This window comes from Ochrobactrum sp. WV_118_8 (assembly GCF_039631535.1).
Taxonomy (GTDB): Bacteria; Pseudomonadota; Alphaproteobacteria; order Rhizobiales; family Rhizobiaceae; genus Brucella; species Brucella anthropi.
In genome coordinates, this window is record NZ_JBDIUZ010000001.1 from 281,316 (window position 1) to 302,239 (window position 20,924).

The following is a 20,924-nucleotide window of genomic DNA, read 5'->3' on the forward strand; positions in this document are numbered from 1 at the left end:
ATCGAGGATATAGCCATGGCACGTTCTCCAGATCCAAAAGGCTCAGGCGGCCTTTCCCAGCGCCAGCTTCGCGTGGGCGAGCAGGTGCGCCACGCATTGGCGCAGGTGCTTCAACGCGGTGAAATTCGCGACGATCTTATCGCCCACACCGTGATTTCCGTCTCGGAAGTGCGGATGTCGCCCGATCTCAAGATTGCGACCTGTTTCATCACCCCGCTTGGTAACGCCGACACGCAAGCGGTTATCAAGGCGCTGGCTGCAAACGCAAAGTTCATTCGTGGTCGCATGGCGCCAAGCCTCAGCCAGATGAAATACATGCCGGAATTCCGCTTCCGGGCCGATACGAGCTTTGACAATTTTTCCAAGATCGATGCACTGCTCCGCTCGCCGGAAGTCGCCCGCGATCTTGGGCATGACGATGAAGAAGACCGGGAGGCAGACAAGGCTTCCCGCAATGGAGACGAATAAAGCATGGCAAGACGGGGCAAGAAAAAAGGTCGTCCGATATCCGGCTGGGTTATTTTCGATAAGCCGAAAGGGATGGGATCGACCGAGGCGGTCTCGAAGATCAAGTGGCTGTTCAACGCCGAAAAAGCCGGTCATGCCGGTACGCTTGATCCGCTTGCTTCCGGCATGTTGCCCATAGCGCTGGGTGAGGCCACCAAAACCGTGCCTTATGTCATGGATGGAACCAAGATCTACCGTTTCACGGTAAGCTGGGGCGAGGAACGCTCAACGGACGATCTGGAAGGTGTTGCCACCAAGACCTCGGATAATCGCCCGTCGCGCGCCGATGTCGAGGCATTGCTGCCGAACTACACCGGTGTCATTTCGCAGGTTCCACCGCAGTTTTCCGCCATCAAGATCGATGGCGAGCGCGCTTACGATCTTGCCCGCGAAGGCGAGACGGTCGAGATACCTTCCCGTGAAGTCGAGATTGACCGTCTGGAGATCGTTGGTATTCCGGATGCTGATCGCACCGAGTTCGAGGTCGAATGCTCCAAGGGCACCTATGTGCGCTCTCTCGCACGCGATATGGGCCGGGATCTCGGTTGCTACGGACACATTTCAGAGCTGCGCCGCATCGAAGTTGCGCCGTTCACGGAAGAAGACGCTGTAACACTGGCAGAACTTGAACAGGCTTGGCCGCCGCTTCCGCCCAAGGATGAGGATGGCAATGTCGTCGAACCCGCTCCGCGTCGCGACTTTTCGGCGATTGATGCATTGGTCATCGATACGGGAGCTGCTCTCGATTGTCTGCCGCAGGTGCCGCTTACCGACGATCAGGCGCAACGCGTGCGTCTTGGCAATCCGGTGATCCTGCGCGGACGCGATGCGCCTCTGGAAGCAGACGAAGCCTGTGTCACGACACGCGGAAAACTGCTCGCCATCGGTTACATCGAGCATGGACAGTTCAAACCGAAGCGCGTTTTCACAACGGGCTGACGTTTCGTCAGAAGATCGCGATAAGGCGGCAAATTGAATTGAGACTGGCGTTCCCGCCAATTTTGCACTATATGCCCCTTCATCGATCATGCGTAAAAGCATGTCAGATCGTGTAAATGGCCCGCGCTGGACGACATCCCGGCCCGGGCGTCTGGTTTTCCTCTCATCTAGAAAGGGTGTTACGATGTCGATTACTGCTGAGCGCAAGCAAGCACTTATCAAGGAATACGCCACCAAGGAAGGCGACACCGGTTCTCCTGAAGTACAGGTTGCCGTTCTTTCCGAGCGTATCGCCAACCTCACCGAACACTTCAAGGGCCACAAGAATGACAATCATTCGCGTCGCGGCCTCCTGAAGCTGGTTTCGCAGCGTCGTCGCCTTCTTGACTACGTCAAGGGCATCGACCAGGCACGTTACCAGGCGCTGATCGGCCGTCTCGGCCTGCGCCGCTAACGGTAAAATCGGGCGACGTCTCAAAACGTCGCCCATTTGATTTATTCGGCATTTTGTCGTGCGGATAGCCGCTTACAGATAAAATGCGACACTTGAGCATGTCTCCCAAAAGTGGGAACCGGTTTTGGGACGAAGACATGCGTAAAACCAAACAGATAGAGCGGAAGCGCGAACATATGTGAGCGCATCCGCTCTATCGGGCGAATGCCCGCTGGCATGAAACGACGCACCGGGTGCATTCCGTCATGCCGATGAAGAGCCAAAAGGCTCATGACCTGGACCAGTCATGGGGCAGGATTGCAGGCAGTTCGTGTCAGAGGATATTCGGGAGCGAATGTTCTGACACATAACGAACTTCCCGTTGTCTTGCCCGTGGCCCGTCCGCCAACCGAGGCGATGCCTTCAGGCGCTTTTGCGCGGCATCACCACATGAGGACAAGATATGTTCAATACCCATAAAGTAGAAATCGAATGGGGCGGTCGTCCGCTTACGCTCGAAACCGGCAAGATCGCACGTCAGGCTGACGGTGCAGTTCTCGCAACCTATGGCGAAACCGTTGTCTTGGCGACTGTCGTTTCTGCCAAGGAGCCGAAGCCGGGCCAGGATTTCTTCCCGCTCACTGTCAACTATCAGGAAAAGACCTATGCCGCTGGCAAGATCCCTGGTGGTTACTTCAAGCGTGAAGGCCGTCCGAGCGAAAACGAAACCCTCGTTTCGCGTCTGATCGACCGTCCGATCCGCCCGCTCTTCGTTGATGGCTACAAGAATGACACGCAGGTTGTTCTGACTGTTGTTCAGCACGACCTCGAAAACAACCCCGACGTTCTGTCGATGGTTGCAGCTTCCGCAGCACTGACCATTTCCGGCGTTCCTTTCATGGGTCCGATCGGCGGCGCGCGCGTTGGCTACATCAACGGCGAATACGTCCTGAACCCGAATATCGACGAAATGCCGGAATCGAAGCTCGATCTGGTTGTTGCCGGTACTGCCGACGCAGTGCTGATGGTCGAATCGGAAGCGCAGGAACTTTCCGAAGAGGTTATGCTCGGCGCCGTTGTTTTCGGCCAGAAGGGCTTCCAGCCGGTAATCGACGCGATCATCAAGCTCGCTGAAGTTGCTGCCAAGGAACCACGTGATTTCCAGCCGGAAGATCTGTCGGATCTCGAAGCCAAGGTGCTCGCCGTTATCGAAAACGACCTGCGCGACGCTTACAAGATCACCGAAAAGCAGGCCCGTTACGTTGCTGTTGACGCTGCAAAAGCCAAGGCGAAGGCTCACTTCTTCCCGGAAGGCGTTGAAGAGCCGGAAATGTCGCCTGAGCAGTTCGCGACCATTTTCAAGCATCTGCAGGCCAAGATTGTTCGCCGGAACATTCTGGACACCGGCAGCCGCATTGACGGCCGCGATCTGAAGACCGTTCGTGCAATCGTTTCGGAAGTTGGCCTTCTGCCGCGCACCCACGGTTCGGCGCTGTTCACCCGTGGCGAAACGCAGGCCATCGTTGTTGCCACGCTCGGCACCGGCGAAGACGAGCAGATGATCGATGCCCTGACCGGCACCTACAAAGAATCCTTCATGCTGCATTACAACTTCCCGCCATACTCGGTCGGTGAAACCGGTCGTATGGGTTCGCCAGGCCGTCGTGAAGTTGGTCATGGCAAGCTCGCATGGCGCGCCATCCACCCGATGCTGCCTGCTGCCGACCAGTTCCCTTACACGATCCGTTCGGTTTCCGAGATCACCGAATCCAACGGTTCGTCCTCGATGGCGACTGTTTGCGGCACCTCGCTGGCTCTGATGGACGCAGGCGTTCCGCTCGCACGTCCGGTTGCCGGTATCGCCATGGGCCTGATCAAGGAAGGCGACCGTTATGCTGTCCTGTCCGACATCCTCGGCGACGAAGATCACCTCGGCGACATGGACTTCAAGGTAGCCGGTACTGACAACGGCATCACCGCACTTCAGATGGACATCAAGATCGACGGTATCACCGAAGAGATCATGAAGGTCGCTCTGGAGCAGGCCAAGGGCGGTCGCGTCCACATTCTCGGCGAAATGGCGAAGGCTCTGTCCACGTCGCGTGACGAACTCGGCGAATTCGCTCCGCGCATCGAAGTGATGAACATTCCGACCGACAAGATCCGTGACGTTATCGGTTCGGGCGGCAAGGTTATCCGCGAAATCGTGGAAAAGACCGGCGCCAAGATCAACATCGAAGACGACGGTACGGTCAAGATCGCTTCGTCGAACGGTAAGGAAATCGAAGCCGCCAAGAAGTGGATTCACTCGATTGTTGCCGAACCGGAAGTTGGCGAAATCTACGAAGGTACGGTCGTCAAGACCGCTGACTTTGGCGCTTTCGTAAACTTCTTTGGTCCACGTGACGGTCTGGTTCACATTTCGCAGCTGGCTTCCGACCGCGTTGCCAAGACCACTGATGTGGTCAAGGAAGGTCAGAAGGTCTGGGTCAAGCTCATGGGCTTTGACGAACGTGGCAAGGTTCGCCTGTCGATGAAGGTTGTCGATCAGGAAACCGGCAAGGAAGTTGTTGCTGAAAAGAAGGCAGAAGCCGACGCTGAATAAGCGTTTCTGCTACTGTAAATCAATCGAAAGCGCGCTCTTGTGGCGCGCTTTTTTGTTGCATGGGAATCAATTCAAGACCATGGATGAGCCATGATTACACCGGCACAACAAACTCTCTTTCTCCCCTTCGATCAGGACATTCTGGATATGCCCGAAGAGGGGCAATCCTTTCTTGCGTGTGGTCTTTCTGCGGATCGGCGTCTTGAGGACGAATGGAAACAGGCGCTGACCTTCCTGCAGCCCTGGCGCCCCGATTGGCTGGTGCTGGAAAAGGAGGGCTTCAGGACAGTTCCCAGATTGGGCGAGGAGAAGCGTTTTTCCGGCGGGCTACTGCTGCTCGGAAAACATCGCGGGCGCAATGAGGCGTGGTTTGCGGAGCTTCTGGCGCGTGTTGAGCCGGGTGGATGGATTGCCGTGTCAGGCGACAAGAAGCTCGGCATTGACAGTTTTCGAAAATGGGCCAGCAATATCGCCGAGATCAGCGACCGCATGTCGAAGAACCATGCCGTGGCGTTCTGGCTCAGGCGACCAGCCGACCTCACCGATGAATTCATCGCGGCTCTGAAGCCGCTTGCGACCGATATTGACGATGTGTTCCGCACAGAACCCGGCATGTTCTCGCACGGTGTTATCGATAAGGGTTCGGCGCTGCTCGTGCCGCATATGGAAAAGATTGTTTTCGGTAACGTCGCCGATCTTGGCGCCGGTTGGGGCTATCTTGCGGCGCAATGCTTGAAGTTTGCGGATCGCATCAAGTCTATCGATCTCTATGAAGCCGATTATGAGGCGCTGGATGCGGCGCGCGGCAATCTGGAGCGGCTTGGTGCATCAGTGCCGATCAGCTTCAACTGGTTCGATGTGACGAGTGAAAAGATGGCAGGCATCTACGACACCGTGATTATGAACCCACCGTTCCATGAGGGGCGGGTGACGGATGTTTCGCTTGGTCAGGCGTTCATTGCCGCTGCCGCGTCACGCCTGAAGCCGGGCGGGCGTCTGCTTATGGTCGCAAACCGGCAATTGCCTTATGAGACGACGCTCAAAGGACTGTTCAAGAATGTGACTCTTCTCGAAGAGGCGAACGGTTTCAAAATCTTCGATGCGAAGAAATAAATAAAAAGGCCGCCCAGAAGGCGGCCTTTTTACAAGATGGCTTGGCTTATTCACCGCGCTCCGCGTCAGAGCTTTTCAGCTCTTCAAGCGTCGGCATGGAGACGATGTTGTAGCCGGAATCCACATAATGGACTTCACCGGTGACACCGCTCGAGAGATCAGACAGCAGATAGACCGCCGATTTGCCGACATCATCGATGTCGACGGTACGGCGCAGCGGCGAGTTACGGCGCTGATAGCTGAAGATTGCGCGGGCGTCGCCAATACCGGCACCGGCAAGCGTGCGCACCGGACCGGCCGAAATGGCGTTGACGCGGATGCCCTGCGGGCCGTAATCGGCAGCAAGATAACGCACCATGGCTTCAAGCGCGGCCTTGGCAACGCCCATGACGTTATAGTTCGGGATGGTGCGCGTGGAACCGCCATAGGTCAGCGTCAGGATCGAGCCGCCGTCCTTCATGAGTTTTTCAGCGCGCTGTGCCATTTCCGTGAAGGAGTAGGCGGAAATCACCATTGTGCGGCTGAAATTTTCGCGCGTGGTGACGTCTGCGTAGCGACCCTTCAGTTCGGTCTTGTCGGAGAAGCCGATGGCGTGAACGATGAAATCGAGCTTGCCCCACTTCTTTTCGACTTCGGCAAAGACCGCATCGACCGACTCGATATCTTCAACATCGCAAGGCAGTACGAAATCAGAGCCGACCTGTTCGGCCAGCGGCTTTACGCGCTTGCCGAGTGCATCACCTTGATAGGTGAAGGCCAGTTCGGCGCCCTGTGCTGCGAGTTGCTTTGAAATTCCCCAAGCGAGTGAGTGATTATTCGCGACCCCCATGATGAGGCCGCGTTTGCCTTTCATCAAACCTTCCATATTTTCCCTCTCCCTCAGCCCTGATAGCGCTGGAAAACCAGCGTCGCATTGGTGCCACCAAATCCGAAGGAGTTGGAGAGCACGGTATTGAGCTGAGCGTTGTCAATGCGCTTGCGAACGATAGGCATGTCCGCGAAGGCAGGGTCCAGTTCTTCGATATGTGCGCTTTCGCAAATGAAATTGTTGTGCATCATCAGAAGCGAGTAGATCGCTTCCTGCACACCGGTTGCACCGAGCGAGTGGCCGGTCAGCGACTTGGTCGCAGCAATCGGTGGGCAGGCGTCGCCTGAGCCGAAGACCTGACGGATCGCATCGATTTCCGGGGCGTCGCCAGCTGGCGTCGAGGTGGCGTGTGGATTGATATAGTCGATTTTGCCCTTGACGGTCGAAAGGGCCATCTTCATGCAGCGGATCGCGCCTTCGCCGGACGGGGCGACCATGTCGTAACCGTCGGACGTCGCGCCATAGCCGACGATTTCGCCGTAAATCTTGGCGCCGCGGGCCAGTGCGGTTTCGAGGTCTTCCAGCACCAGCACGCCAGCACCGCCAGCAATGACGAAGCCGTCGCGGTTCTTGTCATAGGCACGCGATGCAGTGGATGGCGTGTCGTTATACTTGCTCGACATGGCGCCCATGGCGTCGAACAGGACCGAAAGCGTCCAGTCGAGGTCTTCGCAGCCGCCTGCGAACATGCGGTCCTGCTTGCCATACTGGATCATTTCGAACGCATTGCCGATGCAATGGTTGGAAGTCGCGCAGGCCGAAGAAATCGAATAGTTGATGCCCTTGATCTTGAAGAAGGTCGCAAGCGTCGCGGAAGCCGTCGAGCTCATGGCTTTTGGCACGGCAAACGGGCCGACGCGCTTTGGGCCTTTTTCGCGGGTGATGTCGGCAGAATCGACGATGGTGCGGGTCGATGGACCGCCGGAACCCATGATGATGCCGGTGCGGTCGTTGGAGACCTCCTCTTCGGAAAGCCCCGCATCCGCAATGGCCTGATCCATCGCAATATGGTTCCAGGCCGTGCCACGGCCATGGAAGCGCATCGCGCGACGATCGACCAGTGCTTCGACGTCGATATTCGGAGCGCCGTGCACCTGACAACGGAAGCCGAGCTCGGCATATTCCTCAGCGCGGGAGATGCCGGACTTTGCTTCACGCAGCGAAGCAGTGACCTCTTCGGTGTTGTTACCAATCGAGGATACGATCCCCATACCCGTTACGACCACACGCCGCATCGCGTTCTCCTTTACACCTGATCCGTGAGCGACGTGTCCGTCATGCGGACTGCCGCCTGTTCGCGGTTACATAGGTGCGATCTTCGCATGTTTTGAGCGCGGCCGCATGAAAACTGTTCACTTTTTTGCAGTCGCGCTCGTGGATGATGGTGATTGAGGTGCCTTACTGGCCCTCGCTGTCCTTCGACAGGCCGACGCGCAGGTCAGACGCCCGGTAGATGGTTTCGCCATCGGCTTTCAGCCAGCCGTCAGCCGTGCCGAGCACAAGGCGGCCACGCATGACGCGCTTGAAATCGATGCCATATTCGAGAAGCTTGGTATGCGGACGCACCATGCCCTTGAACTTCACTTCACCGGTGGAGAGAGCCATGCCGCGACCCGGCTCGCCGAGCCAGCCGAGGAAGAAACCGGTCAGCTGCCACATGCCATCAAGACCGAGGCAGCCCGGCATGATCGGATTGCCCATGAAATGACACGGGAAATACCAGTCATCGGGGCGCACATCATACTCGGCGCGGATATAGCCCTTGTCGAACTCACCACCGGTTTCGGAAATATCGGTGATGCGATGGACCATCAGCATCGGAGGCAGGGGAAGCTGAGCATTGCCGGGGCCGAACATCTCGCCGCGTGCGCAGGCCAGGAGTTCTTCATACCCATAGCTTGATTTCTGTTCTGCCATTACGCCTCCCTTGAGGTTCATTCTGTATCGACCGGCAATCCGGCCCGGTTGTAGGTTTCACCGGAACATCCCTACCACAGACTGTTTCCGGCAGTAAAATCATGCATTGAGTTATTTGGGGGTTTATCCGAAAAACCGGCCAATTCCCAAGCCTATTGATACTTATTTCGCAACGGCATATATCAATGTCAGTATGCAATGGGCAACAGCCCGTTTGACGATTGATGATTTTGCAACAAGCTTGTGACGGAACCAACGGTGAATATGCAGTCTTCACATACCCACTCGACGGTCTCGATGGAAGAGCAGCTCCGCCGCGCGGGCCTGCGTCCGACGCGGCAGCGCGTTGCGCTTGCGAGCCTGATCTTCGCCCAGGGCGATCGCCATCTGTCTGCAGAAGACCTGCACGAAGAGGCCGTGATGGCCGACGTGCCGGTGTCTCTGGCGACGGTCTACAACACGCTGCACCAGTTCACGGAAGCCGGTATGCTGCGTATCATCGCGGTTGAAGGCTCGAAGACCTATTTCGATACGAATATCTCGGATCACCAGCATTTCTTCCTCGAAGGGGAAAATGTCGTGTTCGATATTCCACACGGCGAAAGAGGCCAGCCTACGGTTGCCAACATGCCGGATGCGCCGCATGGCATGGAAATCGTGAACGTGGATATTATCGTTCGCCTGCGCCGCAAGAGCCAGTAACGAGCGCTCCTTTTAGTTGGACATGAAAAGAAAGCGGCCATGGCCGCTTTTTTGTTGCCTATTGGACCGTATGGGGCTGAAAAGGGATAAAGTTCTGCACCCCCGGCTGAATCGCCTCCCAAGCCTGGCCGGAGCACATTCGAAGGAGATATCATGCGTAAGCTACTTGTCGCCGCGACCATTCTCGCCGTGTTCACCGCTGGCAGCGCCTTTGCAAAGACCATCCGGATCGGAGTGACGCCGGGGCCGCACGCCCAGATCATGGAAAAGGTGAAGGAAGTCGCCGAGAAGAACGGTCTTGAAATCGATATTCAGGAATTCTCGGATTATGTCATCCCGAACATGGCGCTTGCGGATGGCGCACTGGAAGCCAACTCCTTCCAGCATAAGCCCTATCTCGACAATCAGGTTGCCGATCGCGGCTTCGACATTGTGAGCGTTGCCGAGACGGTCAACTTTCCGATGGGGCTGTATTCAAAGAAGCTGAAGAATATTTCGGAGTTGGCCGACGGCGCGACAATTGCGATCCCCAATGATCCGACCAATGGTGGTCGCGCTTTGCTGGTTCTTGCTGAAAACGGCATCATCAAAATCGACCCGGCCAAGGGGCTGAAGGTCAGTGCCCTCGATATCGTTGAAAACCCGAAGAACCTCAAATTCGTTGAACTCGATGCGGCACAGCTTCCGCGTTCGATGGAAGACGTCGATGCGGCCGTCATCAACACCAACTATGCCATGGAAGCTGGCTTGAACCCGGCAACCGATCCGCTGGTGCGGGAAGGCGAGAAAGCGCCTTACGTCAATATTCTCGTCGTTCGCACCGCCGATAAGGATGCCGACTGGGTGAAAACCCTGATCTCATCCTACCACAGCGATGAAATGAAGGAATTCATCGCCACAACGTTCAAGGGATCGGTGGCGCCTGCCTGGTGATATTCCGAGGTGGAGGCGGGGCGATTTTTCGCCCCGCTCGCTTATCAGCCTTTCAGTTCCATCAGGATGTTGCGAAAGGGAAGGCCTTCATCGTCTTCCGATCGCTGACTGGTTATCTTGAAGCCGAGACGGCTGTAGAAACGACATGCCCGCTCATTGTCGGCATAAACTTCAAGCGATAGCTCGCCTTTCAATGCCAATGCATGGCGGATCAGAATTCGCCCTGTTCCGCAGCCTTGAACGTCAGGATCGACAAACAGCCCGCCGATAAAACTATCGAGCAGGCCGATAAAGCCAATGGGCCTGTCATTGATCGTGGCAACCCATGTTTCTGCCTTCTCGAGATAGACGTCTTCGATGAGTTTGCGCTGGTCTTGAAGCCGATCTCCTCCGAGAAAGGAATGGGCCTCCAAGGAGGCGCGATACCAGATGGACGACAGGGATGGCTTGTCCGATGCCTGATAGGCGCGGATTATCACGTCATGATTTTTCATGGTCTTCCAGAGTTTTGAGTATGCACAAGAGTTCCGCCGTACGGGCAGGTTCAAATCCGTTAAAACGGTCGCGATGAACGTCTGCGCATAAAACTCCTTTGAAACTCAATTCAGAGCGCACTTCGATCTGATTGAATGAGATCGACGCTCTGATCGCAGTATCGGTTCGTGTCTGGCGAAGTCAAGCTTGCCCGGTTCTCTTATCCCACTCCGTGAGACCGAAGTCAGTCGAAGACTTCGCCCGGATAAACACCCCACAGGTCCGATTGCTTGATCCAGCCGCGTACGCCGCCCATGTCCACCCGACACCATTGACCGGTGCACTCACGCACGGTGCCGACTACACCCGGTTCGATTTCGGCAGCAAGTCCCGATGTGTCGGCGGCATCGCGGCGCATATTGATCATCGAACCCTGATTGTTCTTGAGCCAGGGGGCTGTGATGGCAGTTCGCTTTCCGGAAAGCAGCGACTGGTAGACCCAGCCTTCCGTGCCGTCCGCATCGCGGATACGACGCCAGTTGTCATATTCCTGGATGATCTCGACCGGCAGTCCCGCCTTCATGAAAAGCCATGAAACCGCATAGTCGCGCCCCGGTCCGATGCGCAGATTGACGCGTGCGGGTTTAAGGCTGACGAAACGTGGCACGGGAAGTCCGCTTGCGCCGACAGTCGTGCCCGCGGGCTCTGCGGCCCGTGCGGCATGCCTGTGTGAAGCACCAAGCGGCGCCAGAATGAGAAAAAATGCCAGAAAGCCAAGCATGGCTATCCAAAAGCGTTGCGAAAGTACTCTGTACAAACTGCGACCTCTCGCCGTCCTGTCACGACAGCACGGTAGTAGCTTCAGCAGTTTAAGGGGGCTGCGAGGCGACGTTGCCGTCCTGTTTTCAGATCGCACATCCGTCTGTATGAAACAGATCGAAAGCGACCTAATTGTTTGATTTTAAATGTATCTTTTCAGAAAATCGATGTGGATTTTCCAAGAGACACCTGAAGTTTCCGGTTTTTCTTTGTCTTTGCCGCTTCGCCTTGATAGAGATGTTCAGCCGAAGCAATATCCCATATTGCACCGCCTTGGTTAAGGAGGTCTCAACATGAAGCTTCGGTTAACGCATTTTCGGGAAAAGTGGGAGTCGGTTTTCCGCTGGAAATGTGCAGGAAATTTCTTGGAGCGTGCCCTGCCAGTTGGTTACAATACGGGCTGTTCCGGGGGCTTTGCTCAACGATGGGGTGGAGATGTCGAACAAGAAGAAACCGCTGGTCGTTCTTACGCGAAAATTGCCGGACCCAGTGGAAACCCGAATGCGGGAACTGTTTGATGCGCGTCTGAATATAGACGACCACCGCATGAATCAGCCGGAAATCATCGCTGCGATGAAGGAAGCGGACGTTCTGGTGCCTTGCATCACAGATGTCATCGATGCAGCTGCGATCGAACAGGCGGGGCCCAATCTCAAGCTCATCGCAAATTTCGGCAATGGCGTGGATAATATCGACGTCGCGGCCGCCGCAAAGCGTGGAATTACCGTCACCAATACGCCGAATGTCCTGACCGAAGACACGGCGGATATGACCCTGGCACTTTTGCTTTCCGTGCCTAGACGTTTGGTGGAAGGTGCCAATGTGCTGGGCGAGCGCCACGGACAATGGCCAGGCTGGTCTCCGACCTGGATGCTCGGACGGCGCATCTGGGGCAAGCGCCTCGGGATCGTCGGCATGGGACGCATCGGCACGGCTGTCGCCCGCCGCGCCAAGGCTTTCGGGCTTTCCATTCACTATCACAACCGCAAGCGCGTCAATCCCGAAGTCGAGGAAGAACTGGAAGCGACCTATTGGGATAGCCTCGACCAGATGCTGGCCCGGATGGATATCATCTCGGTCAACTGCCCTTCGACGCCTGCCACATTCCATCTGCTGTCCGCACGCCGCATCGCGCTGATGCAACCGACTGCCTATATGGTCAACACAGCACGCGGCCAGATCATTGACGAAAATGCCCTGATCGAGCTGATCGAACAAGGCAAGCTTGCCGGGGCGGGGCTGGATGTTTTCGAGAACGAGCCGGCGGTCAATCCGCGGCTGCTGGCGCTTGCCGAAAAGGGCAAGGTCGTCCTGCTGCCGCATATGGGATCGGCCACCATGGAAGGCCGCATCGATATGGGCGACAAAGTCATCATCAATATCAAGGCTTTTGTCGACGGGCACCGCCCGCCCGATCGCGTATTGCCGAATCGGGTTTAATTTTTCCGGCTCGCGGTCTTCGTTTCTTCGGCGTTTTTGCCGTCAATGAAACGAAGCACCGTATGCGCATAGAGACGCGGATTTTCGACCGGGACGCCGTGCCCGGCATCGGGCAGAATGATCAATTCAGCACCCGGTATCTGGCTGGCGATGAACTCCGTATGTTCGCGTGTGATGGCCGTGTCGCGGTCTCCGATCACAATCGCCGTGCGCACGCTGATGCCGGACAAGTCCTCGTCCGTAAAGTTCGGCTCGTTCGCCCACAGCGCGTGGATTTCCTTGTCGATGCTCTCATAGTGGCGCAGTTCCGGTATCGGTTTTCCTTCGGCGCGGGCCTCGGCATAACCGGTATTACCGTCAGGCGTGACGTTTGCCGCCTGCGCAAACAGGCTTGTCAGCCGTTCGGGATAGCGCATGGCGATGTCGAGGCCGATAATGCCGCCATCGCTCCAGCCGACTAGATCGACCTTGTCGATGTGGAGAAAGTCGAGCAGCGCCACATAGTCGTCGGCCATCAGTCCATAGGTGATCGGATCATCGGTGCGGGTGGAGCGTCCCTGTCCGCGACTGTCGGCAACGATTACGGTGTGGTCGCGCGCAAGGATCGGAAGCTGTGCATCCCATACATGCTGGTCGGACAGGCCGCCAGGAATAAGCAGGATTGGCGAGCCTTCGCCGACGATCCGGTAATACATTTCTATGCCGTTGACTTCGGCAAAGGCGGCAGGCGACGCGGGAATGGTCATGCGTGCAATTCTCTCAGGTGAAACGGGGGATGGAAAAGACAAAACAAAGCCGATCAGCAAAGCGGCTATCGTCAATGTGGTCTTTCCCTTCATGGATCCCCGATCTCATTTTCAGGGTCTGCGGATAAGCGTCGGCAGATCGTAGAGATAGGCAATGCGCTTGATGGCGTCCTGCAGCGGTTCCAGCGTGACGGTCATCGTATGACCGCTCGCATGGATCAGCATGTCAGGCGAGGCACAGATGGCGACATGGCCCTTCCAGAAAACCAGATCGCCGCGCTTCAAATTCGAATAGGTCGCATCGGGTTCGATGATTTCGCCGAGCGTATCCTGCTGCATGTCGGAATCACGCAGAACCTTGCGGCCTGTCACCCACATGCACAATTGCACAAGGCCGGAGCAGTCGATGCCGAAGCCCGATGTGCCGCCCCACAGATAAGGCGTATGAAGAAGGGTTTCGGCGACCGCCACATAGTCGGCTGCATGTTCACCGACTGGCGCAAGGTGGCTTGCGATCAGCGCCTCGCCGCTTTCCAGCAGTGCATATTTCGTACCGCGTGTTTCGGCTGCGCCGACGATGCGCACGCGAGAGCCGAGCGACAGTGCCTTGGTGTGCGGGAAACGCAGATCAGAGCCGGGATAGACGAAAGTACGCGGCACAATGACCAGATGTGTTTCGGCGCCAGCAGTCTGCTCCAGCGCGGCAGAGGAGACATAACCCGTATAGCCGTCGCGTTCTGCCTGGACCCACGACCAGCCGTCCATTTCCTCGAAGACACGAACGGGATCGCCGAAAATCATCTGTGTCTGCGGACCGCTATCCATACGCGGTTCGGCGCGCAGATCGACAACGGATGCGGAAACCTGCATTGGTGCTCCGGCGGTAAAACGCGCCGCTTCCACCTGACCGGTCAGCCGTTCGTCGGCGAGGTCGGGGCGATAAGCGTTGAGGCGGCGGTCGAGCATGGTCAAAGTGGTAACTCCCTGGCTTTGGCGATCACCAGATCGCCCAGTCTTTCAACATAAAGTGCACCGGCGACCGTCCTCTTTACTAGCACATTTCGCCGGTCTTTTTCATCACGATGCCGGGAGACGAGTTCAAGCGCGCCCATCGTGTCGAGCGCGCGGGTAATCACCGGCTTGGTGACATTCAGTTTTGCTGCAAGTCCCCGCACGGTATGCGGCGGGGGCTCCAGATAGATGGTCAGGAGAATGGCTGCCTGTCGCGTGGTGAGATCGGGCATCTCATCACGTACCTGTTCCAGCGACAGGGTTCTCAGCAATGTCAGCGCCTGCAACGGCTTCAGCTCAATTGGCATCCGGTTCCACCCAAATGGGGATTGTTTCGGAACCGTTTTATTCAATCCGTTTTCGGCGTTGCAGGCAAGTGGATTCAGCGCGCCGGGTAACGCTCCTTCAAAAGTTGGTAAAGAGCGCGAATGGCTTGCGCTTCGCCGCCGACCGGGGAAGCGGGTTTTTCGACCGGCACCCAACCGAAAATGTCGAAATGCGCCCATGCTTGAGCTTTTTCGACAAATTTGCTGAGGAAGAGCGCAGCCGTGACCGATCCGGCAAAGCCGTCGGTGGTGACATTGTTGATGTCGGCGATCCGTGAGGACAGTTTCTGCGCATAGGGCTTCCAGAGCGGCATGCGCCATAGCGGGTCTGCTGTGGAATCCGCGCTTTGCGCGATGGAAGCAGCAAGTCCGTCATCATGCGTGTAGAATGGCGGCAGGTCGGGACCGAGCGCGACACGTGCCGCGCCCGTCAGCGTTGCCATGTCGATCAGGAGTGCAGGTTCTTCCTCGTCGGCAAGCGCAAGCGCGTCGGCAAGAACCAGTCGGCCTTCGGCATCGGTATTGCCGATTTCGACGGTTAAGCCCTTGCGGCTTTGCAACACGTCACCCGGACGGAAGGCATTACCGGCAATCGAATTCTCCACCGCCGGGATCAATACACGCAGCCGCACCGGCAGTTGCGCGTCCATGATCATGGAGGCGAGGCCCAGCACATTGGCGGCTCCGCCCATGTCCTTCTTCATCAGCAACATGCCGCTTGCCGGTTTGATGTCGAGGCCGCCGGTATCGAAACAGACGCCCTTGCCAACCAGCGTGATTTTCGGGTCGCTTGCCTTGCCCCAGCTAAGATCGATCAGGCGTGGCGCAATAGCGCCAGCACGACCGACCGCATGGATCATCGGAAAATTCTTCTCCAGAAGCGCATCGCCTTCGGTAATGGCAATATCGGCTTTGTACTTGGACGCCAGTTCACGGGCCGCATTTTCGAGAGCATCTGGTCCCATATCGTTGGTCGGCGTGTTGATGAGATCGCGCACCAACATAACCGCAACGGCGATGCGGCGGATTTCCGCTTCGTCCACGCCATCGGGCAGAGCGAGGCGGATCGCCTTGCCATTGGCCCTGCGATAACGCGTGAAACTATAAGCGCCCATCAGGAAGCCGAGAACGGCAAGGGCCGCCTCATCGACCGCGCCTTCGATATGCCAGTCTCCTTCCGGAAGGTTGCGCGCCAGCTTTCCGGCCAGAAGCTGCGACTGGCTGCCCTTTTCCTCGCTGCCTGTTCCGAAAAGTGCACCCGACACCGATCCGCCTGCGCCGGGGAGGACGAGCACTCGTCCGGCTTCGCCGTCAAACCCGTTGGCCCCGGCCCATGCAATTGCATCGGCGGGAAGACCGGCGGTTTCCAGTCCGCCTTTCGGCGTAAACCAGATCGGGCGGCTTTGTTCGGATTTTCGGGAAAGAAGTTCGACAGACATGATGCTCTTTCTGACCAGTAAGCGATGTCCGGCAAAAAGCGCTGGCATTTTGTCGGAAGTTCATAAAACAAACAGATATCGCTCCTCCCGAAAAGTGTGAAGCGGTTTTCGGATAAGATGCGCGCTAAAACAAACAGATAGCGTGATTATTGCCGCGCGGAAACAGAAACCGCAATCGCTATATTAACCAATCATTAGGGTTAACAGATTATTGATTTAGCAGGAATTGGGCTTGAGGGTGAAAACCAGAGACTAAAGCATGTTGGATGCGCGACACGCTTTAGCAGGAGAGGCGGGATGCTGAACATCGTTCGAAAAGACGTTATCGCAACACGTCTTGGTTTCGCCTGCATTCTTTCAGCATTGGTTCTTTCCGGCTGCACATCCGTCGACCGAACCACGACCGGTTCGGTCCGCCGTGCGGCGACGGTCGCCACTTTCGATCACATGAACGACGCGCAGCTTGCTGCGATGGCCGGGCGGCTCGGGGCGCAATACGAGCGCAATCCGAAGGACCGTCAGACGGCGCTCAACTACGCCAATGTGCTGGCGCGCCTTGGCCGCAACGATCAGGCGCTTGCCGTCATGCGGGCGCTTGCCATTGTCTATCCGAAAGATCAGGCTGTTCTTTCGGCTTATGGCAAGGCGCTTGCGGGTGCAGGCCAGTTTGAAGGCGCACTTGATGCCGTTCGCCGCGCACAGAACCCGGCCTATCCCGACTGGAAACTGGTTTCCGCAGAAGGCGCCATTCTCGACCAGATGGGCAGGAAGGAAGAAGCGCGCGCGACTTATCAGAAGGCGCTGCAGCTTCAGCCGAATGAACCGTCGATCATCTCCAATATGGGGATGTCCTATCTTCTGGCAGGCGATGCACGAACTGCCGAAACCTATTTCAAGCAGGCCGCTGCCGCTCCGGGCGCCGACAGCCGCGTGCGTCAGAACCTCGCGCTGTCAGTCGGTTTGCAAGGCCGCTTTCAGGAGGCGGAAGCGATTGCCGCGCGCGAGATTTCTCCGCAACAGGCCAAGGCCAATACGGATTATCTCCGTTCCATGCTGGCCCAGCAGAACTCCTGGAACATGCTCAAGGATAAGCCGAAGGGCTGAGGCCTCTCTTAGTTTTCGTCATGTCTGAATGAACGGTTGTCAGTTGCCGCCAAACAATCCGCCCTGCGCCGAAATCTGGATGAAGGCCGGGCCGAGGATGACGATAAAGAGTACCGGCAGGAAGAAAACGATCATCGGCACGGTCAGCTTTGGCGGCAGGGCCGCAGCCTTCTTTTCAGCGTCCAGCAGACGTAAATCGCGGCTTTCCTGAGAAAGCGTGCGAAGCGCCTGCGCCACCGGGGTGCCGTAACGCTCGGCTTGAATCAGTGCCTGCGTTACGGACTTCACCGGATCCAGCCCCGTGCGATTGGCGAGGTTTTCATAGGCCTGACGGCGCTCCGGCAGGAAGGAAAGCTCGGCATTGGTCAGCATCAGTTCTTCGGCAAGCTCGACGGATTGAATACCGATTTCATCGGCCACCCGGCGAAAGGCAGCTTCCGTGGACATGCCCGATTCGACGCAGATGAGCATCAGGTCGAGCGCGTCCGGCCATGCGCGACGGATGGATTGCTTGCGCTTGGTTGCCCTGTTGGAGACGTAGAGGTTCGGCGCATAGAAACCGGCATAGCCCGCGAAAATGCAGACGAGCAAACGAACGAAGAAGGTTTGATCGGCAAGCACACCGAGCATGAAAATGTAGATGGCGGCAATCAACATGGCGCCGAAAGGCAGCACAAAGCGCAGAAACAGAAAGATGTTGAGAGGGTTTTGTCCCCGGAAGCCTGCTTGTCTGAGCGAAGCGATCGTCTTTTCGTCGGCAAGCGCGCGCTTGAGATCAAGCCTTTCGACGAATTCGCGGATGCCCTGTTTCTGCTGATGCCGCAGGCTGTTGCGGCGGTCGCTTTCTGCTGCAAGACGGGCACGCTCCCGTGAGCGAATGGCTTCGCGCTCGGTGGCGACCGATTTCATGCGTGATTTGAGTGCGCTGCCGCTCAGAACCGGCATGAGGATCGTTACTACAGTTGCAAAAACCGCAACCGTGATCAAAGCGCCGATGAGAAACTGCGGGTCGGTCAATTTTTGTGTGAGGAGAGAAAACATGTCCGGTGCCTCACATATCGAAATTGATCATATTCTTCATGATGAAGATGCCGGTCAGCATCAAAACGGCTGCAATGCCCAGGAGCATATGGCCGGTGGATGACGTGAAAAGCAGCGTCATATATTGCGGGCTCGTCAGATAGACGAGAACCATAACGATGAAAGGCAGCGCGCCGATGATCGCAGCCGAAGCCTTGGCTTCCATGGAAAGCGCATCGACTTTGGCCTTCATCTTCTTCCGGTCGCGCAGAACCTTTGAAAGATTATTGAGCGCTTCCGAGAGATTGCCGCCTGCCTGTGCCTGTATCTGGATGACGATGGCGAAGAAGTTGGTTTCCGGGCAGGGCATGGAATCGGGCATCTTGCCGACCGCTTCAGGGATTGAAAGGCCGATCTGCTGTGCCTCGACCACCTTCTTGAACTCGCTCTTGACCGGTTCAACTGCCTCACTCGCAATAAGTCTCAGACCGTCATTAAGCGGCAGTCCTGCCCGGGTTGCGCGCACAATGACATCAAGCGCGTTGGGAAATTCTTCAAGGAATTTCTTCAGCCGACGTTTGCGCTTCTGCAGCACGAACCAGCGCGGCAAACCGAAAAAACCGGCAATTGCGATACCTGGCAGGAAAAGCAGCGGCGCGCCGAAAATCAGTGCGATGAATGTTGCGAGAAACGCCGCCACGCCGGAATAGATGTAGAATTTCTGCAAAGTGAGGCTCAGCCCCGCCTGCGCCAGAAGAATGCGTAGGGGCGGATATTTCTGGTTCTTCTCGCGCTGCTTCTGCCGCGCTTCCAGATCCTTGATATTATCCTGCAACTGCTTGCGGCGCTTTTGGATGTCGGCGTTTCTGTCGCGTTCGCTACGCGTTATCGCCCGTTCTGAACCGCTGTTGCGCACGGTTTCAAAGCGCCGTGCTGCGTGGTCCTTCTTGCCGAGCTTTTCATAAAAGAGCGCATAGAACAAAGCCGCGCAGGCGACAACGGCGAGCACGATGAACATCACAATGCTGGCACCGGACCCCGTCATGTGTTTGCCCTTTCCATGCTGTCGAGCACAGAAGCAAGGCGGTTATCCTCATTATAATAGCGGGCGCGTTCCCAGAAGGCAGGTCGCCCGATGCCAGTCGAACTATGGTTGCCAAGAATACGGCCAGAGGCGTCTTCTCCCTTGATATCGTAGAGAACGAGATCCTGAGTGGTGATGACGTCGCCTTCCAGCCCCACCACTTCGGTGATGTGGGTAATGCGGCGTGTGCCGTCGCGCAGACGTGCGGCCTGAATGATGATATCGACCGAACCGACGATGATCTCGCGCACGGTCTTTTGTGGCAGCACATAGCCGCCCATGGCGATCATGGCTTCCATACGGTTGAGGCATTCACGCGGACTGTTGGCATGGATCGTGCCCATCGAACCGTCGTGGCCGGTGTTCATGGCCTGCAAAAGATCGAACACTTCGGATCCGCGCACTTCACCGACAATAATGCGTTCGGGACGCATACGCAGACAGTTCTTAACCAGATCGCGCATGGTGACTTCGCCTTCGCCTTCCAGATTGGGCGGGCGGGTTTCCAGACGCACTACGTGCGGCTGCTGCAATTGCAGTTCAGCCGAATCCTCGCAGGTGATGATGCGTTCATGCGTGTCGATATAGCGTGTCAGACAGTTCAGAAGCGTGGTTTTGCCCGAACCGGTGCCGCCGGAAATAATGACATTGCAGCGCACCCGGCTGATGATCTGCAGCAGTTCCGCCCCGGCATTCGATATGGCGCCGAATCGCACCAGCTGGTCGAGTGTCAGCTTGTCCTTGCGGAACTTGCGGATGGTCAGGGTGGGGCCGTCGAGCGACAGCGGTGGCGCGATGACGTTGACGCGCGAGCCGTCGGGCAGGCGCGCATCGCAGATCGGGCTCGATTCGTCGACCCGGCGTCCGACCTGGCTCACGATACGCTGGCAGATGTTCAGAAGCTGCTGGTTATCGCGGAAACGAATGCCGGTTTCCTGCAGCAGACCGTCCACTTCGATATAGGTGCGGCGCGAACCGTTGACCATGATATCGGCGATGTCGTCGCGAGAAAGAAGCGGCTCCAGCGGGCCGTAGCCCAGAACATCGTTGCAGATATCATCGAGCAGTTCTTCCTGCTCGGCAATCGACATGACGAAGTTCTTGATGGCGATGATGTCGTTGACGATGTCGCGGATTTCCTCACGCGCGGCATCCGGCGCCATGCGGGAAAGCTGCGACAGGTCGATCGTGTCGATGAGTGCCGAGAAGACCTGCGATTTGGTGTCGTAATAGCTTTCGGTCTTCTCGCGCCCTTGCGTACCCGTCTGGGTGTGGGATTTCGCCGGAGTACTTGGTACGGCTGCCTGCATGCGGGACGGTTGCACGACGGGCTGGGTCGGAGCAGGCGCCGCAGCGGAGCTGGCAGGTTTCGGCATAGCCGGTCGCGTTCCGCTTTCCGGCTTGTTTCCCGTATCGTTGCCTCTTCTGCCGAACATGATTTCCT

21 protein-coding genes are annotated in these 20,924 nt (G+C 57.0%); 9 read left to right on the forward strand and 12 right to left on the reverse strand.

The genetic code is table 11. The annotated features are described in order from the left end of the window. Window positions 1–15 precede the first annotated feature (15 nt). From rbfA to ABDF71_RS01385, 5 genes are all read left to right on the forward strand, one after another. Window positions 16–468 (forward strand): 30S ribosome-binding factor RbfA, encoded by a 453-nt coding sequence (gene rbfA / locus ABDF71_RS01365; RefSeq protein WP_010657777.1) that lies wholly within the window; start codon window positions 16–18, stop codon window positions 466–468. A 3-nt stretch (window positions 469–471) separates the two neighbouring features. Beyond that, window positions 472–1,446 (forward strand): tRNA pseudouridine(55) synthase TruB, encoded by a 975-nt coding sequence (gene truB, locus ABDF71_RS01370; protein ID WP_010657778.1) that lies wholly within the window; start codon window positions 472–474, stop codon window positions 1,444–1,446. A 184-nt stretch (window positions 1,447–1,630) separates the two neighbouring features. Beyond that, window positions 1,631–1,900, forward strand: coding sequence for a 30S ribosomal protein S15 (gene rpsO, locus ABDF71_RS01375; RefSeq protein ID WP_010657779.1), 270 nt, complete (start codon window positions 1,631–1,633; stop codon window positions 1,898–1,900). A 442-nt stretch (window positions 1,901–2,342) separates the two neighbouring features. Continuing rightward, window positions 2,343–4,484: a polyribonucleotide nucleotidyltransferase gene (gene pnp / locus ABDF71_RS01380; protein WP_151662876.1), complete on the forward strand. Its 2,142-nt coding sequence runs from the start codon at window positions 2,343–2,345 to the stop codon at window positions 4,482–4,484. A 90-nt stretch (window positions 4,485–4,574) separates the two neighbouring features. Beyond that, window positions 4,575–5,597, forward strand: coding sequence for a class I SAM-dependent methyltransferase (locus tag ABDF71_RS01385; RefSeq protein WP_151614860.1), 1,023 nt, complete (start codon window positions 4,575–4,577; stop codon window positions 5,595–5,597). A gap of 46 nt (window positions 5,598–5,643) precedes the next feature. Here ABDF71_RS01385 and fabI read toward each other — a convergent pair whose 3' ends face one another. The 3 genes from fabI to fabA all read right to left on the reverse strand — a co-directional run bounded on the left by fabI (window position 5,644) and on the right by fabA (window position 8,382). Further along, on the reverse strand, window positions 5,644–6,462 hold the full coding sequence (gene fabI / locus ABDF71_RS01390; RefSeq protein WP_010657782.1) for an enoyl-ACP reductase FabI: 819 nt from the start codon (window positions 6,460–6,462) through the stop codon (window positions 5,644–5,646). A gap of 14 nt (window positions 6,463–6,476) precedes the next feature. Further along, entirely contained in the window at window positions 6,477–7,700 is a 1,224-nt protein-coding gene (gene fabB / locus ABDF71_RS01395; RefSeq protein ID WP_012090986.1) for a beta-ketoacyl-ACP synthase I, read from the reverse strand. Between the two features lie 163 nt (window positions 7,701–7,863). Next, window positions 7,864–8,382 (reverse strand): 3-hydroxyacyl-[acyl-carrier-protein] dehydratase FabA, encoded by a 519-nt coding sequence (fabA, locus tag ABDF71_RS01400; protein ID WP_010657784.1) that lies wholly within the window; start codon window positions 8,380–8,382, stop codon window positions 7,864–7,866. Between the two features lie 264 nt (window positions 8,383–8,646). Between fabA and irrA the strand changes: the two genes are divergently transcribed. Next, window positions 8,647–9,084 (forward strand): iron response transcriptional regulator IrrA, encoded by a 438-nt coding sequence (gene irrA, locus ABDF71_RS01405; RefSeq protein ID WP_012090985.1) that lies wholly within the window; start codon window positions 8,647–8,649, stop codon window positions 9,082–9,084. Between the two features lie 153 nt (window positions 9,085–9,237). Continuing rightward, window positions 9,238–10,017, forward strand: coding sequence for a MetQ/NlpA family ABC transporter substrate-binding protein (locus ABDF71_RS01410; protein WP_151614861.1), 780 nt, complete (start codon window positions 9,238–9,240; stop codon window positions 10,015–10,017). A gap of 44 nt (window positions 10,018–10,061) precedes the next feature. On the opposite strand, the gene ABDF71_RS01415 is transcribed toward ABDF71_RS01410, so the two are convergent. Together ABDF71_RS01415 and ABDF71_RS01420 are read right to left on the reverse strand one after the other, a co-directional pair. Then, entirely contained in the window at window positions 10,062–10,511 is a 450-nt protein-coding gene (locus tag ABDF71_RS01415; protein ID WP_151614862.1) for a GNAT family N-acetyltransferase, read from the reverse strand. Window positions 10,512–10,735: 224 nt separating this feature from the next. After that, window positions 10,736–11,308, reverse strand: coding sequence for an SH3 domain-containing protein (locus ABDF71_RS01420; protein WP_029375824.1), 573 nt, complete (start codon window positions 11,306–11,308; stop codon window positions 10,736–10,738). Between the two features lie 437 nt (window positions 11,309–11,745). On the opposite strand from ABDF71_RS01420, the gene ABDF71_RS01425 reads away from it, so the two are divergent. After that, window positions 11,746–12,750 (forward strand): 2-hydroxyacid dehydrogenase, encoded by a 1,005-nt coding sequence (locus ABDF71_RS01425; protein WP_010657789.1) that lies wholly within the window; start codon window positions 11,746–11,748, stop codon window positions 12,748–12,750. On the opposite strand, the gene ABDF71_RS01430 is transcribed toward ABDF71_RS01425, so the two are convergent. The 4 genes from ABDF71_RS01430 to ABDF71_RS01445 all read right to left on the reverse strand — a co-directional run bounded on the left by ABDF71_RS01430 (window position 12,747) and on the right by ABDF71_RS01445 (window position 16,272). Then, window positions 12,747–13,589 (reverse strand): alpha/beta fold hydrolase, encoded by an 843-nt coding sequence (locus ABDF71_RS01430; RefSeq protein ID WP_012090981.1) that lies wholly within the window; start codon window positions 13,587–13,589, stop codon window positions 12,747–12,749. The genes ABDF71_RS01425 and ABDF71_RS01430 overlap by 4 nt on opposite strands. Window positions 13,590–13,607: 18 nt before the next feature. Then, window positions 13,608–14,462: a C40 family peptidase gene (locus ABDF71_RS01435; protein WP_181152400.1), complete on the reverse strand. Its 855-nt coding sequence runs from the start codon at window positions 14,460–14,462 to the stop codon at window positions 13,608–13,610. Window positions 14,463–14,464: 2 nt separating this feature from the next. Then, entirely contained in the window at window positions 14,465–14,815 is a 351-nt protein-coding gene (locus ABDF71_RS01440) for a MarR family transcriptional regulator (RefSeq protein ID WP_010657792.1), read from the reverse strand. 74 nt (window positions 14,816–14,889) lie between these two features. Continuing rightward, entirely contained in the window at window positions 14,890–16,272 is a 1,383-nt protein-coding gene (locus ABDF71_RS01445) for a leucyl aminopeptidase family protein (protein ID WP_151662881.1), read from the reverse strand. 297 nt (window positions 16,273–16,569) lie between these two features. Between ABDF71_RS01445 and ABDF71_RS01450 the strand changes: the two genes are divergently transcribed. After that, a complete protein-coding gene (locus ABDF71_RS01450) occupies window positions 16,570–17,376 on the forward strand; it encodes a tetratricopeptide repeat protein (RefSeq protein ID WP_010657794.1) in 807 nt (268 codons plus the stop codon). Between the two features lie 39 nt (window positions 17,377–17,415). Here the strand turns inward: ABDF71_RS01450 and ABDF71_RS01455 are convergent, their stop codons facing one another. Genes ABDF71_RS01455 through ABDF71_RS01465 form a run of 3 tightly spaced genes read right to left on the reverse strand, consistent with a single transcriptional unit; the run spans window position 17,416 to window position 20,916 of the window. Further along, window positions 17,416–18,417, reverse strand: a complete 1,002-nt coding sequence (locus ABDF71_RS01455; RefSeq protein WP_010657795.1) for a type II secretion system F family protein — start codon at window positions 18,415–18,417, stop codon at window positions 17,416–17,418. A 10-nt stretch (window positions 18,418–18,427) separates the two neighbouring features. Next, on the reverse strand, window positions 18,428–19,441 hold the full coding sequence (locus tag ABDF71_RS01460; RefSeq protein WP_010657796.1) for a type II secretion system F family protein: 1,014 nt from the start codon (window positions 19,439–19,441) through the stop codon (window positions 18,428–18,430). Beyond that, complete coding sequence (locus ABDF71_RS01465) at window positions 19,438–20,916, reverse strand: TadA family conjugal transfer-associated ATPase (protein WP_029926134.1); 1,479 nt, start codon at window positions 20,914–20,916, stop codon at window positions 19,438–19,440. Before ABDF71_RS01465 ends, ABDF71_RS01460 begins: the two co-directional genes overlap by 4 nt. Window positions 20,917–20,924: the final 8 nt, after the last annotated feature.

Excerpts from the sequence above, each read along its gene's own strand:
- ABDF71_RS01435 (WP_181152400.1), bottom strand. The coding sequence starts at position 14,462 with ATGCTCGACCGCCGCCTCAACGCTTATCGCCCCGACCTCGCCGACGAA.
- irrA (WP_012090985.1), top strand. The coding sequence starts at position 8,647 with ATGCAGTCTTCACATACCCACTCGACGGTCTCGATGGAAGAGCAGCTC.
- truB (WP_010657778.1), top strand. The coding sequence starts at position 472 with ATGGCAAGACGGGGCAAGAAAAAAGGTCGTCCGATATCCGGCTGGGTT.
- pnp (WP_151662876.1), top strand. The coding sequence starts at position 2,343 with ATGTTCAATACCCATAAAGTAGAAATCGAATGGGGCGGTCGTCCGCTT.
- ABDF71_RS01410 (WP_151614861.1), top strand. The coding sequence starts at position 9,238 with ATGCGTAAGCTACTTGTCGCCGCGACCATTCTCGCCGTGTTCACCGCT.
- ABDF71_RS01425 (WP_010657789.1), top strand. The coding sequence starts at position 11,746 with ATGTCGAACAAGAAGAAACCGCTGGTCGTTCTTACGCGAAAATTGCCG.
- fabB (WP_012090986.1), bottom strand. The coding sequence starts at position 7,700 with ATGCGGCGTGTGGTCGTAACGGGTATGGGGATCGTATCCTCGATTGGT.
- fabI (WP_010657782.1), bottom strand. The coding sequence starts at position 6,462 with ATGGAAGGTTTGATGAAAGGCAAACGCGGCCTCATCATGGGGGTCGCG.
- ABDF71_RS01450 (WP_010657794.1), top strand. The coding sequence starts at position 16,570 with ATGCTGAACATCGTTCGAAAAGACGTTATCGCAACACGTCTTGGTTTC.
- ABDF71_RS01385 (WP_151614860.1), top strand. The coding sequence starts at position 4,575 with ATGATTACACCGGCACAACAAACTCTCTTTCTCCCCTTCGATCAGGAC.
- rpsO (WP_010657779.1), top strand. The coding sequence starts at position 1,631 with ATGTCGATTACTGCTGAGCGCAAGCAAGCACTTATCAAGGAATACGCC.
- ABDF71_RS01465 (WP_029926134.1), bottom strand. The coding sequence starts at position 20,916 with ATGTTCGGCAGAAGAGGCAACGATACGGGAAACAAGCCGGAAAGCGGA.
- ABDF71_RS01460 (WP_010657796.1), bottom strand. The coding sequence starts at position 19,441 with ATGACGGGGTCCGGTGCCAGCATTGTGATGTTCATCGTGCTCGCCGTT.
- ABDF71_RS01415 (WP_151614862.1), bottom strand. The coding sequence starts at position 10,511 with ATGAAAAATCATGACGTGATAATCCGCGCCTATCAGGCATCGGACAAG.
- ABDF71_RS01430 (WP_012090981.1), bottom strand. The coding sequence starts at position 13,589 with ATGAAGGGAAAGACCACATTGACGATAGCCGCTTTGCTGATCGGCTTT.
- ABDF71_RS01440 (WP_010657792.1), bottom strand. The coding sequence starts at position 14,815 with ATGCCAATTGAGCTGAAGCCGTTGCAGGCGCTGACATTGCTGAGAACC.
- ABDF71_RS01455 (WP_010657795.1), bottom strand. The coding sequence starts at position 18,417 with ATGTTTTCTCTCCTCACACAAAAATTGACCGACCCGCAGTTTCTCATC.
- fabA (WP_010657784.1), bottom strand. The coding sequence starts at position 8,382 with ATGGCAGAACAGAAATCAAGCTATGGGTATGAAGAACTCCTGGCCTGC.
- rbfA (WP_010657777.1), top strand. The coding sequence starts at position 16 with ATGGCACGTTCTCCAGATCCAAAAGGCTCAGGCGGCCTTTCCCAGCGC.
- ABDF71_RS01445 (WP_151662881.1), bottom strand. The coding sequence starts at position 16,272 with ATGTCTGTCGAACTTCTTTCCCGAAAATCCGAACAAAGCCGCCCGATC.